Source organism: Lentzea sp. NPDC036955, assembly GCF_055608005.1.
The window spans coordinates 343,426-357,741 of record NZ_JBVJRC010000008.1 but is presented as its reverse complement, the minus strand read 5'-3'; the positions used below and the strand labels follow the sequence as shown (position 1 = coordinate 357,741).

The following is a 14,316-nucleotide window of genomic DNA, read 5'->3' as shown; positions in this document are numbered from 1 at the left end:
TCCCCTGTAGACCAAAAGTGGAAAGAATGCTGATTCGCGACACACCAAAGGGCCCTTGTGCGACATCCATGCCAGAAGTGAAGCTGGCTCGAAGGAGGCGGAGTGGAATTCCGGATGCTGGGTCCGCTGGAGGCGTGGCAGGACGGCGCGCCGGTACCACTGGGGGACCTCCAGCAGCGCTACGTCCTCGTGGTCCTGCTCCTCAACGCGAACAGGCCGATGACGCCGGAGCGGATCACCGAGATCGTCTGGCCGGACCAGCCCGAGCGCAAGAACCTGGTCCGCGGGTACGTGAACAAGCTGCGCAAGGCGTTCGCCGAGGCCGGTGCCGACGACGTCGTGATCGAGACGACGCCCACCGGGTACGTGCTGCGCGTCGCCGAGGAGAAGATCGACACCGTCCGGTTCGACCGGCTGCGCGACCAGGCCGCGCGGGCGGTGCACGACAACGACGGGCGCCGTGCCGTCGACCTGCTGCGGGAGGCCGTGGCGCTGTGGCGCGGCCGGTTCATCGAGGACATCGACATCGACCGGGTCGGTGGCGCCGACGTCGTCTTCTCCGACGAGGGCCACCACGACGCGATCGGTGACCTGGCCGAGCAGGAGCTGGTGATCGGCGACCACCGCTCGGCGCGCGACCGGATGCGCCGGGCCGTGCGTTCCCGCCCTGACCACCAGAAGTACGCCGAGCTGCTGATGCGCGCGCTGATCGCGGGCGGCGACCAGGTCGGTGCGATCAAGGTGTTCGAGGCGGCCGGTGAGGCGCTGGCGCAGGCCGGGTTCGAACCGGGTCCGCTGCTGCGCAACCTCGCCGAACGGGCCCGCCGCGGCGAACCGGTGAGCTCGCTGCCCTCCCGTCCCGGACGGTTCACCGGGCGCGCGGCGGAGCTGGCCGCGGTCGAACGGGCCGCGGCGGGAACGGGCGAGCGGCGCGCGGTGTGGGTCAGCGGCGCTCCCGGCGTCGGCAAGACGGGACTGGCGGTCGAGGCCGCGCACCGGCTCAAGCGCCGGTTCCCCGACGGTCAGCTGCAGGTGCGCCTGAACGGGTTCACGCCCGGTGTGGCCCCGACGTCGGTCTCCGACGCGCTGACCCAGCTGCTGACCGAGCTGGGCGTGCCACCCGAGCAGATCCCAGACACCGTGAACCGCAAGGCCACCCTCTACCAGACGCGTCTCTACGGCACGAAGACGTTGGTGGTGCTCGACAACGCTGTCTCGGCCGAGCAGGTGCGGCCGCTGCTGCCCGAGGCCGAGGGCTGCTTCGCGATCGTGACGAGCCGGCAGATGGGCGAGCCGGACATCAGCGCCCACGTCCGGCTGTCCCCGTTGCCGCCGGACGACGCCTTTTCCCTGTTCACCGCGCTCATCGACCCGTTCCGCGTGCAGGGCCGCTCCGCCGACGTGGCGGGGCTGGTCAAGCGCTGCGGCTACCTGCCGATGCCGATCAACGTGGCCGCGGCGCTGTTCCGCAGGCACGACCGGTGGTCGCTCGACCACCTCCTGGGCCTGATCGACGAGAGCGGCCCGTGGCAGGAGGACGGCACCGCGGCGGTCCGCGCGTCGTTCCGCCAGCTCGACGCCGCCCAGCAGGAGGCGTTCCGGCTCTTCGGGCAGCTGCCGGGACCGGACGTCGACCTGAGGGGTGCGGCCGCGCTGCTGGGCTGCGACATCGCTGTCACCCGCGAGCTGCTCGACGACCTGCACGAGGTGTGCCTGCTGGAGGAGGTCGCGCCCGACCGCTACCAGATGCTCGACGTGCTGAAGGAGTACGCCTCCGCCGACCCGCCCGCGACGGGACCGGAGGCGTTGCTGCGGCTGCTCGACTTCTACGTCGTCACGCTCGCGTCGGCGGTGGGCACCGCGTACCCGTTCGACCAGGCCGGTCGGCCGTCGGTGGACCGCACGAGCCCGTACGCGCTGGAGTTCGGGAGCGAGGAGACCGCGCTGGCGTGGGTGACCACCGAGCGCGACAACCTGGTGGCCGCGGTGCACCACGCGAGCCGCACCGGGCTGGCGGGGCACGCGTGGCGGGTCGCCGTGCTGGTGTGGCGGCGGTTCGCGTCGGCCAACCGGTTCCACGACTGGATCGAGGCCACGGAGCTGGCGCGGGAGGCGGTGGGCACCGACCGGTACGGCCGGGCCCACGTGCTGCTGCGGCTCGCCTCCACGCACGACCGGCTGGGCCACCACGCGCAGGCGCTGGAGCTGGCCACGAAGGCGCTGCCGCTGTGGACCGAGCTGCCCGACGTGCGGGGCGAGGCCGCGACGCTCGCCACGATGGCGATCTGCACCATGCAGCTCGGCGACCACGAGAAGGCGACCGGGCAGTTCGAGACCGCATTGCGCAAGTACGAGCAGTGCGACGACCTGCGCGGCCAGGCGCACATGCTGAGCCACCTCGGTTACCTCGACGAGCAGCACGGCGAGTTCGAGACGGCGTTGCGCCGGCACGAGGCCGCCGTCCGCATCCAGCGCTCGATCGGCAACCGGCGCGGTCTCGCCCACGCGTTGAACAACCTCGGCGCGAGCCGCCAGCACCTCGGCGGGCTCGACGACGCGATCCCCGAGCACGTCGAGGCCTACGAGATCGCCTCCGAGCTCGGCGACTCGGTGCTGGCCGCCTACGCGTTGACGAACATCGCCGACGCGCACCGGCTCGCGGGCCGCCTCACCGAGGCGGTGCGCCACCACGAGCTCGCCACGTCCCACGCGTCCGAGGTCGTCGACGCGGACCTGCGGGCCCGCCTGTTCCGCGACCGCGGCCTCGTGGCGCAGGACGGCCGCGACCACCTGGCGGCGCTGCGGCTGTTCCAGTCCTCACTGGACGTCGCCGACGCCACCGGCAACCCGACACACCGCTCGCACGCGGAGGCCGGCATCGCCCGCGCCCTGCACGCGCTGGGCCGGCACCGGGAGGCCGCGGCGCACTGGGACGTGGCGGAGGAGGTGTACGCGGCGCTCGACCAGCCGGAGGTGCGGGAGGTGCGGGCCCAGCGCGCGGACATGACGTGCGCCTGCGGTCAGCGGTGAACCAGCCGCTTGAGGTCCGGGTACACCGCGCGCACGGCATCGTGGTTGTGCCAGCGCCCCAGCGTCCGCGCGAGCTGCCGCAGGTCGGTCCTGATCGTCGCCGAGTCCACGGCCTCGGCGTCGGTCAGCGTCGCGGCCAGCGTGCGGCAGCCCTCGTCCACCTCGCCCGCCAACGCGTGGGCGAGCGACCGCCGGGCCCCGAACCGCGTCCTGGACCGCCGTGACTGCGCCGGGATCAGCTCGATCTGCCGGTCCAGCAGCTCCGCGGCCTCGGCGTTGCGCCCCAGGTCCACCAACGACCAGCCGCGCGCCAGCTCCAGCGGGTCCGGCACGCTCGACCCGAGCACCGGGTACGGCCGGTCGTCGCGTGGTGCGTCCTGCATCAGCTCGGCCGCGCGTTCGAACGCGCTTTCGGCCGCATAACGGTCTCCCGCCAACGCGTGGCCTTGCGCCTCACGGCGTGCGGCCAGCGCGAGTGTGCGCGCTCCGGCCCGTCCGATCCACTGCGCCTGCTGGGCGAGGTTGATCGTGGTGGCCGCCTCCTGCCGGTAGAGCGCGAGCCCCGCCTCCCGCACGAACGCGTAGCAGGCGATCTCCGGGTCACCGGCCGCGCGGGACAGCTCGGAGGCGTGCCGCGTCCACCACAGCGCGTTCTGCTCGTCGCCCGCCTCCTGGCTCATCCAGCCGGTGTACTCGGCGATCCGCGCGGCCAGCCGCTGCAACGCGACGCTGCCGTCCCTGCGCGCGGTGGCGTCGACCTTGTACTGCAGCTCCTTCAACGGTTCCAGGAGCATCGTCGGACTCGTCCGCAGCCCGAGGCCCTGCAGGTGCTCGAACCGGTCGCGGATCCGCACCGCGAGGTCGGGCCCCTGCCCGGTGCCGGTGAGCGCCCCGACGCCGAGCATCGTGCCCGCCACCAGCAGCTGGCGCCGCGTCGGCTGCGGCCGGGTGGCGGCGGCGACCAGCTCCCCGCCGGTGCCGAGCGCGCTGTCGCACAGCCGGGCGAACGCGGTGTTCGGCGGTTTCAGCCCATTCTCGATCTTGCTGAGATATCCCTTGCTGTAGTGCACCAGCTTTGCCAGCTGCCCCATCGACAATCCTGCGGCGAGACGTCGTTCCCGCAACAGCTCACCAAAGTTCTCCGCCACGACTGCCTCCCGCTCAGACGTTCCCCGAGTACAACACCCCGACGAGTTCAGCGCAATGCCCCGGCCTTCCACCGAATAACGGCGGTCGACCGGGGCGAATTGCTCTCAGCTCAGTCGTGCCACGGGTTCCCACCGCCGTTGGGCGCGTCCGTGGTGGTCGTGGTGGGCGGCGGCGGGGTGCCGTCGGCGGTGGCCGCGGGCCCGGAAACGGCGGCGGCGAAGCTGAGCGCGGTCACCAGGGCGGCGACGGTCACACCGAAAGTGGACAGGGTTTTGGACATGACGAATCCTCCGAAGGAAATCGCAGTTTGATTTCTGGATTTCGCCCGTTCGATTTCGGGCTACTTCGAGAATCCATCACCGAAAAGCGCGCAACCAGATGTTTCCCGTTGCCCGGCACAGCGGGCAACGGCCTCCACACCTGTTCCACTTCTCATCCACCAGGACAGCAGAAAGGCGGTGCCCCGGTTCAGGGCACCGCCTCGTTCACCACAGTCCGCGCTCTACCTCCGCGCGCGCTCGACCACGTCCTCCAGCCGCAACGGGCTCGGCGGGTGGTGGCTCAGGCACAGCGGCGCGCGCATCCGCCGGAACCCGAACGTGTCCCCGGTGACGTAGAACCGCCCGCGTTCCAGCCGCGAGATGTCCGCGACCGTGCTGCCCTTCGCGCGCGCCATCTCCGTCGCCGCCGCGATCTGCGCCGGGCTGTTGAGCCGGCCGAAGAACTGCGTGGTCGCGTTGCCGGTCACCTGGTTGTGCACGCCTTTCGGCGCCTGCGTGGCGAGCAGCAGCCCCAGCCCGTACTTGCGCGCCTGCGAGGCCAGCAGGATCGTGCTCTGCGTGCTCGCCGTCCACGCCCCGGACGGCGCGATGGTCTGCGCCTCGTCCATCACCAGCAACCCGCCCAGCGGCCGGTCGGCCGCCGGGTTGCGCTTGATCCAGGCGAACACCTCCAGCTGCAGCTGGCTGATGAACCCCTGCCGCTGCTCCTCCGACGGCAACCCGACGAAGCTGATCACCGACACCCGCGCGCGCCTGCCGTCCGACGGCGTGAGCAGCACCCCGGGGTCGGTCGGCTCGCCCTGCCCGCCGAGCAGCGGGTCGTTCACCATCGCGGCCCTGAGCGTCTCCGCCAGCTCCACCGCCGTCGCCGGCGCCGAGTTGAGCTTGCTCACCCCGTCCGGCAGCTCGGCCAGCACCTCGACGAACCCGTTGAGGTCACGCCGGTCCCTGCGCGCGTAGTACGTCAGCGCCTCTCTGAGCACTGCACGCCCACGCACCGCGAACCGCGACTCGCTGGCCACCCGCGCGTGCGGCACCAACCGCGCCACCGCCGCTTCGACGGCGGCACCGAACTCGTCGGGATCTCCCCGCACCTCCGCGAAGTCCGGCAACGGGTGGAAGCTCAGCGCCCGCCCGCCCGCACGCCCCGGCGTCCACACCACGACCTCGGTGTGCGCCAGGTACTCCGCCGCGCGCTCCGCGTCCCCCGGCCGCCACTCCCCCGGCGGCTCCGGCCACGCGTCCCCCAGCCGCGCCAGGTCGTTGTTGGGGTCCAGCACGATCGCCGACACCCCGCGCAACGCGCACTCCTCGACGATCCGCCGCAGCAGCACCGTCTTCCCGCTGCCGGACCCGGCGAACACGATGGCGTGCTTGCGCAACGACTCCAGCTCGATGCGGATCTCCCCGTCCATGCCGAGCACGATCTCCCCCGGCGCCGCCTCCGGCACCGGCGGTGGCCGGGTCTCCTGGTGCGAGGCCGCCGTCCGCTCCTGCGCGGGCAGGACCGAACGCAGGAACGTGGCACCGCTGGCCGGTTTGCGCGCCACCAGCCACGACAGCAGCTGGTGGGTCTGCACCGCGCAGATCTCCTTGAGGGCGCTGAACGTCCGCAGGTCGTCGTCGCTGATGTCGACGCACCGGCCACCCGCCCGCTCCAGCGCGGCGACCTCCTGCCGGGTCTTCGCACCGGTCCAGCCCTTGGCGCCGTTGCGGATGATGACCAGGTGCCGGCCCTGCCCGCCGTGCGTGCCCTCGGCGGCGGCACGGGCGTCGCGCAGCTTGCGCAACACCCGGTTGCCGTGGCTGCTCGCGATGAACACCAGCCCCCAGCGCTCCTGGGTGTCCAGCTCCTCGTTGACCGTGAGGCGCAGCCCGGCGTGCAGGCGCCCGTCCTCGGACTGCGGCTCCGGGTGCCACTTCAGGTCGTCGTTGCCCACCTCGGTGATCCACGACTTCAGCCCGGCCAGCAGCAGCGGCGGGACGACCTCGTCCTCGTTGTGCGGCCGGATGTCCCCGGCGACGACCCCGGACTGCTCCCGCAGCCGCGCGAACCGCGCGTCGAACTCGGCCAGGTGGTCCTGCTCCCGCACGGCGGGCTCCGGCGCCTCGGCCGGCTGTGCCTCGTCGAACGACGTCAGCTCCCTGATCTCGGCGTACAGGCAGGCCTCCGCGTGCGCGTGCACCCGCTTGAGCAGCTGCCGCGGCGTCCGGTTGGCCCACGTCGCGGCGTCGAACGCGCTCGGCGCCACCGGCCACGTCGGGTGCGGCGGCGTGATCCCGTTGCGCTGGTAGATCACGCCGAGCCACTTCTCCAGCAACCGCTTGCCCAGCACGGGGTCCGCGATGGCGGCGAGGATCGGGGTTCTGGTGAACCGGTCCTCGACGGTGCTGGTCGCGATCGACTTCAGCATCGTCCACGTGTCGGGCAGGCAGGCCACCACCGTGAGCGTGCGCCTCGTGGTCTCACGGAGCTGCATCAGACCATCGGAGATGTCACTGATCTCCTGGCGGAGCTCGGGGTTCGTGACGATGTCCCCGACCGCGTCGCGGCCCTTGTTCACCAGCGTGTCCAGCTGGTCGACCGCGATCACGCACGGCCCGGTCATCGCGAGGACGCGGGACACGTCGCGGACCAGCTCCCGCGACGGCTTCGGCTCGGCGGGCAGCCCCCACCGCCTGCGTTCCTCGCCCGTGTCGTCGCCGCCCTTGAGGTAGGACCGCGCGATCTCGGCGTGCTCGGACGCGTACAGCACCAGCGCCCTGATCGTGTCACCGCACTCCACCGCGATCCGGCTGTCCACAGTGCGCAGTCCGCTCAGGAACGCCCGCAGGTGCTCCGGTGTCAGGTCCGCCTGCCCCACCACGGCCCTGGCGACGTCCTCGGACACGTCGGCGCCCATGCACAGCTGCCGCAGCAGCACGGTGAGCTGCAGCTCGCCCTCGTCGTCGGCCCTGCGGAGCTCGCTGCGCAGCGCGTCGGCGATGTCGTCCCAGAACGCCTTCCCCGACGTCACCTCGACGAGGAAGAAGTAGCCGCCCTCCTGCTGGACCATGCGGCGCACGGACCCCAGCAGGTGCGTCTTGCCCACGCCCTTCTCGCCCTGCAGCACCAGCCCGCCGATGCTCGGCCCGACGCTGGCCCGCGCGTCCGCGATGCCGGCGCGCAGGCGGTGCTCCGCCCGCGTGTGCAGGCCGTCGACGTGGAACGGCGAGGTGTGCCACACGTCGTCGGGTGTCTCGGCGGAGTTGAACCGCACGACCGCCAGCGCCTCGCGCAGGTGCTCGGTCATGATTCCTCGATTGCCACGAGGTGCTTGTCCTCGCCGCCGATCCGGATGGCCGCCGCGTGGTCCTCGTCGGTCAGCACCTTGCGGTTCGCGCTCGCCACCAGGTGCGTGGAGCCGTCCTTGACCATCTTCAACAACGTCTGGTCGACCTCCTCGCGTTCCGCGCCGTCGAGCCGCGGCCGCAGCTTCGCGAGCCGCACCCAGTCCTGGTAGCCGTCACCGAGCTCCAGGTACGCGCGCCGGATCACGTCCTCGAGGTCCTGGGGTGACTTGAGCGCCTCGGCGAGCGAGCCCCGGTCGCGCAGGAAGAGCGCGAGAACCCTGAGCACCAGCCCGTGCACCCTCGCGAGTGGTCCCATCCTGTTCGGTGCCTCCCCGTCGATGAGATCGTTCAGGCACCAGGCGACGCCGCTGTCGGTGATCTCGTGGACCAGCCGCCTGCCCTCGGTGGTGGTCCGCAGCAGCCCGTCGCCGTTCAGCGCCTCCCTGTCCTGCTTCCCGAGCTCGATCTTGAACGTCTTCGTCAGCTCCACGTTCGGGATCGCCCGGTCCTCCACCATGAGCTGCAGCAGCGCCGCTCGTGCGGTGGGTCCGTACTTCTCCGGCATCACGCCGCCTTTCAGTCGGTGAACGCGTTGACTCGTCGCTCGATCCGGGCGAGCAGAGCGCGCACCTCGGCGCGCAGCTGCCCAGGAACCACCACGGCGGTCCCTTTGAGGTGCGATTTGGTCAGCAGGGCCAGATCCGCCGTCAGGACCCGCACCGCGTCCATGTCGCCGTCGTCGAGCGCGACAGCGATCCCCTGCACGGTCTCCCTGACCAACGCCAGCCTTGCGGAGGACGGCAGCTGCTCCGGCACCTCCCGCAACGCCACTTCCGCAGCCCGCAACGCCTCCTGGTCCGGCTCGGCCTCCGTGGCCGGAACCGCCTTGAGCAGGTCGTGCAGCTCCCTGGCCACCCGCACGGGCCGCACGTCCGGTTCGAACTCCCCGAGCTGCAGGTTTCGCAGGAAACCCGGCAGCAGGTCGCGTGACGTGTGCGGGCTGACCAGGCAGAACAGCCGCCGCTCCGTTCCGTCGGGTCCCAGCGCCCGCCGCGCGAACCGTTCCGCCTCGGTCTGCTGCCACCGGCTCAGCCGACCGTCGACCAGCAGACACAGGTGCTCGGCGGGATCGTTCGCCTGGTCGAGGATGCCGGGGTCACCCGACAGCGAGTGCTCCGCGCGCACCCCCAGCAGGCGCAGCTCGGTGATCAGCTCGGTCGAGGTCTGCCACAGCGACCGCGGGCTGGACACCAGCAGGTCCAGGTCGAACTGGCGGCGCCGGGAACGCGCGGCGGCCACGTAGGCGTCGCGGTTGTCCGCCAGCAGGTCGGTCCGGTCGAACTCCTGCGCGACCACCGCGGCGACCGTCTCCAGCGCGAACGAGATCTGGTCCGAGGACGGCGGCTGCTCCGCCACGACGGGCAGCTGCTCGCCGAAGCTCCAGTACGAGATGTAGGGCACGGTGAGGTGCCGCATCATCTGCTCCGGCGTCACGCCCTTGATCAGCCAGTTGCCGAACAGCGGCGCGACGACCCCGGCGCACTTCTTCTGCCAGTCTTCTGCCCGCTCGTACTCGACCCGGTTGTCCAGCCTGGACAGCACCGGCAGCACCTGGTGCCGGGGCCGGTCGTAGGGCAGCCGGTCCCTCGCCCTGTCGGCGAGGCGGACGATGTCCACCACCTCGTTGAGGTTCTGGTCGTTGGCGGTGAACACGACGACCAGGCGGTCGGGCAGCTGGGCCGTGCAGATGCTCGCGATGTCGGACACACCGGTGCGGCTGTCGATCAGCACGAAGTCGTACTTGGCGGTCCACTCCTCGCGGTAGGCCTCGAGGTGCGCCGCGAACCCGCGCTCGTACAGGTCCTCCCAGTCGATCGACTGCATCCGGCGCGAGTACGAGCCGTCCAGCCGGCGGTCCTCGGTCCGCCCCGCGGCGATCAGGTCGAGCACCCCGCCGTCCACCGCGACCCGCACCTCGTGCGCGCCGGGCGTCCTCACCCCGGCCAGGAACTCGTGTGCGATGTCGACCACACCGCTGCGCGGTTTCTCCGGCAGGTGCGGGTCGAAGTAGAGGTGCAGTCCGGGGGCTTCCAGGTCCCAGTCCACGGCGAGCACGCGATAACCCCACCGAGCGAGCAACACCGCCGTGTTGGCCAGGGTGAAGCTGCGTCCGACGCCGCCTTTGTAGGAGTAGAACGTGATCACGGTCCCGGTCATCACTCGAACCTCGGCAACGGCGGAGGAGGGATGAGCACCGGCTCCGGGTGCTCGACGATCGGCCAGTCCGGACTCCAGTCCGGCACCTGCTGCGCCAGTTCCACGAGATCGCGGGCGAGCTCCCTCACCCGGCGGCAGAAGTAGATGTACTCCACCGTGTCCTGATAAACGGGTTCGGTGTAGGAGTACTCCTTGAAGTCCTGCCAGGAGCGCATGCGTTCTTTGACCGCGAATTTGTGCGAGTCCGAGTAGAGAATCGGGTAGACCAGCCCCTGCGGGAAGTCAGCGGAGGCCAGTCCGAGCACGGCCTCGCGCGCCCGCATGCTCTCCAGCTCGGCCATGCACCAGTGGGACTCGAAGTAGTGCGGCGTCATGAGCTGGATCATGATCTTGCTGCGGTGCAGCGAGTTCACCAGGTGGTGCGACCAGTCCACCGCCCGCGGCATCACCCGGTCCATGTAGACCTTGGGCGCCGGCGCACACTCGTCAGCGAGGTACTCGACGAGCTTGTTGTAGAAGTGGTTGAGCAACCATTTCTGCACGCTGCCCGTTCGGCTGTAGCTGATGAAGAAGTCATATTTGTAGCCGGACACAGCGGCCAACGATAGATGCCGATATCCGGCAAAAAAAGACAAAAAAGAGGCTGGTTTCGGTCATTCTGTCCATAAAGTGGACATAAACCGGGCAGCCTGCAACCAGCAAGAAGCCCCCGGTCCTGGTGGACCGAGGGCTTCTCATGCGAAGTGGACGATACTGGGATTGAACCAGTGACCCCTACCGTGTCAAGGTAGTGCTCTCCCGCTGAGCTAATCGTCCGAGCGGATGACGAGACTCGAACTCGCGACCCTCACCTTGGCAAGGTGATGCGCTACCAACTGCGCTACATCCGCGTGCCCCTCAGGATTCCCTTGTGGGGTTTCCCTCGGTGCGGGAGGAACTTTATCCGACGCTCCCCGGAAGTTCCAAATCGGCTGATCTTGAGCCTGCCGGCGCCTCCGGAAGGCCCCCGGAGCGCGATGCAGAGGCCGTGGAACGAGAACGGGGCGAGGTGCGTTGTGCACCTCGCCCCGCTGTCGATCCGATGGACGATACTGGGATTGAACCAGTGACCCCTACCGTGTCAAGGTAGTGCTCTCCCGCTGAGCTAATCGTCCGAGGCGGAGACGGGAATCGAACCCGTGTACAGGGCTTTGCAGGCCCTTGCCTAAGCCACTCGGCCACTCCGCCAGGAGCATGAGTCCTCGATGGACACCCATCGTGAACCCACAGAGCGGATGACGAGACTCGAACTCGCGACCCTCACCTTGGCAAGGTGATGCGCTACCAACTGCGCTACATCCGCGTACATCACTGACTTCGTGATGTTGGACAAACCTTATACGAGGGGTGCAACCCACTTTCACCGGGGGTACCCGCACCGCCTCCGCGGGCCCCCTACCTCGGGTTTTCAGCTCAGGTCGTTCGAGATCAGGTGCGTGAGCGCCTCGTCGACGTTGACCCACAGGTGCTCGTTGCCGGGCACGACGACGTCGTAGGTCCGGTCGAGGAAGTCCGCGAGCTCCTGGGCCGACGCCTCGAACATGGCGTGCCCGGACGGCGAGCTGAGCTCGATCACGACGACCTCGGGGTCGTCGGCGGCGGGGCGGATCCGGACGTCACCGTCACCGGCGTCCGCGATCAGGCCGTCCGCGAGCAGGTCGCGGGCGAACACCCACTCGACCCAGCCCGCGCGACCCGTGCGGAACGCGGCCACGACCGCGTACGGGTCCTTTGTGTCATATCGCAGCTCCACCTGAACCGGGACCGCCGGGGTCCTGGGCGCCAGCAGGTCGAAGACCGCTGTCGAGCGGAGCGTCACGTGGTCGTTGCGCATCGTCGTTACCCTCTTCTCCCTTCCCGGTCAATGAAACGACCGAGCACCTCAGTTGTGACGTGCATGTGGCGAGGAACGCTCGCCGTCCGACCGCAGATCACCCCTTCGGGTCAGCTTTGCTGCACTCGGCGACCATTCGTGCGCGTTCCGTGCCTTCCTCGTCGTCAGCCCACGTTCAGCGACCCCCATCTTGCTGGGTCTAACCTGAACCCGGTACCGGCTGTTGCGCGAATGTTGGACGTGAGGACATCTCTGGTGGCTGACTCGCCCGGCCCGACCGCTGCGCCACGTAGCGACCGGCCGACCGACTTCGAGCTCGTGCAGAGGCTCGCGCAGGGCGACCGGCCGGCGTTCGGCGAGCTGTACGACAGGTACGGCACGCCCGCGTACTCGCTGGCCAGGCGCATCTGCGTGGACGCGGAGCTCGCCGAGGACGTCGTCCAGGAGGCCTTCCTCGCGCTGTGGCGGCACCCCGCCAGGTTCGACCCCGCACGGGGCGGTTTCGGGACCTGGTTGATGACCCTGGTGCACCACCGAGCGGTGGATGCCGTCCGCAAGGAGAACACCCAGCGTCGTCGAACTGTTCCCTTGACCGAGGACGTGTCACCTCCGACGGACGGTTCCGACCACGAAGCGTTGGTGAGCGTGGTGGGCGCCGAGGTCCGGGCGGCGCTGCGCAAATTGCCCGAGGAGCAGCGCCAGGTCATCACGCTCGCCTACCTCGGTGGCTACACGCAGTGCGAGGTGGCGAAACTGACCGGCGTCCCGCTGGGAACTGTGAAATCGCGCACGTTCGCGGCGATAAGACGCCTGAGAGGCACGTTGGGGAACCTGTGGGCCGGCGAGACCGGCGAGACGACGGGAGTGAACCGGTGAACGGCGAGCTGTGCGCTCACGAGGAGCTCGCCGTCGGCTGGGCGATGCACTCCTTGGAGCCCGACGAGGAGGCGGTGGCCCGCGACCACCTGCCGACCTGCTCCACCTGCCAGGCCACCGTCCGTTCGACGGAGGAGGTCCTCGCGGGCATCGGCGGCGCGGTCCGCCAGGAACAGCCCCCGGCCCACCTGCGCGCGCGACTGCTGGAGCAGATCGAGCACACCCCGCAGGAGCCCCCGGCCGCCCCCCACCCGCGCCCAGCGGCCCCGACTCCGCTGCGCCCGCAACCGCGCCGCCGCACCGGCCGGCTCCTGCTGGCCGCGGCCGCCGCAGTCGCAGTCCTCGCGGCAGGCGGCTTCCTCGGCGTGCGCGTGACCCAGCTCTCCGACGAGGTCGCCGCCTCGAAGGCCCGCACCGACGACCTGAACAAGGCCCTGGTCCTGGCCGCCGACCCGACCACGAACCGCGCCCTGCTGCGCACCGGCTCCGGCACCGACGCGGCCGTGGTCCTCTCCGGCCCGACCACCGCGGCCGTCATGCCGATGAACCTGAAGCCGAACGACTCGGGCCACGTTTACGTGGTGTGGGGTGCGAGCACGAAGGCGCCGGTACCGTTGGCCGTGTTCGACGTACGCGCCGGCTCGACCGACCCGCAGCTCCTCTCGTGGTCGGCCGACGCCCACAAGCACACGACCTTCGCGGTATCACTGGAACCCGGCCGCCAGGCCCCTCCGAGCCCCTCGGAAGTGCTGGCACTCGGCCAGGTTGCGTCCGCCTGAGTCCCAACAGGATGATCGACACATGACCAAGCCCGACGCGAAGCCCACCGAGCACAAGGGCTGGCGCAACTGGTTCCACCGCAACCCGGCGCTGAACCTCGCCTACCGCATCGGCGTCGGCGTGATCGGCGGCGTCGTGCTGGTCGCGGGCGTCATCATGATCCCGTACCCCGGCCCCGGCTGGCTGGTGGTCTTCGCGGGCCTCGCCATCCTCGCGACCGAGTTCGAGTGGGCCGGCCGCGTCCTGAAGTTCGCCAAGCGCTACTACGACCGCTGGGTGGAGTGGCTGAAGCGCCAGCCGGCCTGGGTCCGCGGCCTCGTGATGGCCGGCGTCTGCGCCATCGTCCTGGTCACCTGCTACTTCCTCAACGTGTTTGCGCTGGTAGGAGGCTGGTTCGGCCTCGACTGGGCCTGGTTGCAGAGCCCGATTTTTGGTTCTCGTTGATGATGTTGTAAGCTATGGCCACACCGCGAGAGCGGGACAGCAGGACAACAGAACACGGGCGTTTAGCTCAGCGGGAGAGCGCTTCGTTCACACCGAAGAGGTCACTGGTTCGATCCCAGTATCGCCCACAGTGTGTTTTACCTGTTCAGACGGCCTGTCGATGATCATCATCGACAGGCCGTTTGCGTTGTGCTGAGAGCAGGACCCCAAGACTATATTTGTCGTACCTAAGTGTTCACCTGGTTTCAGCCATGGCTTCCCTGATCCACGCCAGCATCCGGTAGACCATCGCCTCGTGCACGTACGAATACCGGTCGTGGACCTCTTGCACTT

11 protein-coding genes and 6 tRNA genes are annotated in these 14,316 nt (G+C 69.8%); 5 read left to right on the top strand and 12 right to left on the bottom strand.

Annotated elements, in window-relative coordinates:
* Nucleotides 1-102 precede the first annotated feature (102 nt).
* Complete coding sequence (locus ACZ7CF_RS28415; protein ID WP_470370997.1) at nt 103-3,030, top strand: AfsR/SARP family transcriptional regulator; 2,928 nt, start codon at nt 103-105, stop codon at nt 3,028-3,030.
* On the opposite strand, the gene ACZ7CF_RS28410 is transcribed toward ACZ7CF_RS28415, so the two are convergent.
* From ACZ7CF_RS28410 to ACZ7CF_RS28355, 12 genes are all read right to left on the bottom strand, one after another.
* On the bottom strand, nt 3,021-4,178 hold the full coding sequence (locus ACZ7CF_RS28410; RefSeq protein WP_360391778.1) for a helix-turn-helix domain-containing protein: 1,158 nt from the start codon (nt 4,176-4,178) through the stop codon (nt 3,021-3,023). The two genes, ACZ7CF_RS28415 and ACZ7CF_RS28410, sit on opposite strands and share 10 nt — an antisense overlap.
* Before the next feature lie 110 nt (nt 4,179-4,288).
* Nucleotides 4,289-4,459, bottom strand: a complete 171-nt coding sequence (locus ACZ7CF_RS28405; RefSeq protein WP_360391781.1) for a hypothetical protein — start codon at nt 4,457-4,459, stop codon at nt 4,289-4,291.
* 222 nt (nt 4,460-4,681) lie between these two features.
* Nucleotides 4,682-7,753 (bottom strand): helicase HerA domain-containing protein, encoded by a 3,072-nt coding sequence (locus ACZ7CF_RS28400; RefSeq protein ID WP_470370996.1) that lies wholly within the window; start codon nt 7,751-7,753, stop codon nt 4,682-4,684.
* Nucleotides 7,750-8,358 (bottom strand): hypothetical protein, encoded by a 609-nt coding sequence (locus tag ACZ7CF_RS28395; RefSeq protein ID WP_470370995.1) that lies wholly within the window; start codon nt 8,356-8,358, stop codon nt 7,750-7,752. The genes ACZ7CF_RS28400 and ACZ7CF_RS28395 overlap by 4 nt, the downstream gene beginning before the upstream one ends.
* A gap of 11 nt (nt 8,359-8,369) precedes the next feature.
* Nucleotides 8,370-10,010: a tyrosine-protein kinase family protein gene (locus ACZ7CF_RS28390; protein WP_470370994.1), complete on the bottom strand. Its 1,641-nt coding sequence runs from the start codon at nt 10,008-10,010 to the stop codon at nt 8,370-8,372.
* Entirely contained in the window at nt 10,010-10,603 is a 594-nt protein-coding gene (locus tag ACZ7CF_RS28385) for a TIR domain-containing protein (protein ID WP_360391793.1), read from the bottom strand. Before ACZ7CF_RS28385 ends, ACZ7CF_RS28390 begins: the two co-directional genes overlap by 1 nt.
* 151 nt (nt 10,604-10,754) lie before the next feature.
* Nucleotides 10,755-10,826 (bottom strand) — tRNA-Val (locus ACZ7CF_RS28380).
* A 1-nt stretch (nt 10,827) separates the two neighbouring features.
* Nucleotides 10,828-10,900: transfer RNA gene (locus ACZ7CF_RS28375), tRNA-Gly, on the bottom strand.
* A 192-nt stretch (nt 10,901-11,092) separates the two neighbouring features.
* Nucleotides 11,093-11,164, bottom strand: a tRNA-Val gene (locus ACZ7CF_RS28370).
* Between the two features lies 1 nt (nt 11,165).
* Nucleotides 11,166-11,237: transfer RNA gene (locus ACZ7CF_RS28365), tRNA-Cys, on the bottom strand.
* Between the two features lie 42 nt (nt 11,238-11,279).
* Nucleotides 11,280-11,352, bottom strand: a tRNA-Gly gene (locus ACZ7CF_RS28360).
* Between the two features lie 105 nt (nt 11,353-11,457).
* Entirely contained in the window at nt 11,458-11,883 is a 426-nt protein-coding gene (locus ACZ7CF_RS28355; RefSeq protein WP_030466274.1) for an SsgA family sporulation/cell division regulator, read from the bottom strand.
* 255 nt (nt 11,884-12,138) lie between these two features.
* On the opposite strand from ACZ7CF_RS28355, the gene ACZ7CF_RS28350 reads away from it, so the two are divergent.
* From ACZ7CF_RS28350 to ACZ7CF_RS28335, 4 genes are all read left to right on the top strand, one after another.
* A complete protein-coding gene (locus tag ACZ7CF_RS28350; protein WP_470370993.1) occupies nt 12,139-12,759 on the top strand; it encodes an RNA polymerase sigma factor in 621 nt (206 codons plus the stop codon).
* Nucleotides 12,756-13,538 (top strand): anti-sigma factor, encoded by a 783-nt coding sequence (locus ACZ7CF_RS28345; RefSeq protein WP_470370992.1) that lies wholly within the window; start codon nt 12,756-12,758, stop codon nt 13,536-13,538. The genes ACZ7CF_RS28350 and ACZ7CF_RS28345 overlap by 4 nt, the downstream gene beginning before the upstream one ends.
* Before the next feature lie 22 nt (nt 13,539-13,560).
* A complete protein-coding gene (locus ACZ7CF_RS28340; protein WP_470370991.1) occupies nt 13,561-13,983 on the top strand; it encodes a TIGR02611 family protein in 423 nt (140 codons plus the stop codon).
* A 56-nt stretch (nt 13,984-14,039) separates the two neighbouring features.
* A tRNA-Val gene (locus ACZ7CF_RS28335) sits at nt 14,040-14,111 on the top strand.
* Nucleotides 14,112-14,316 lie beyond the last annotated feature (205 nt).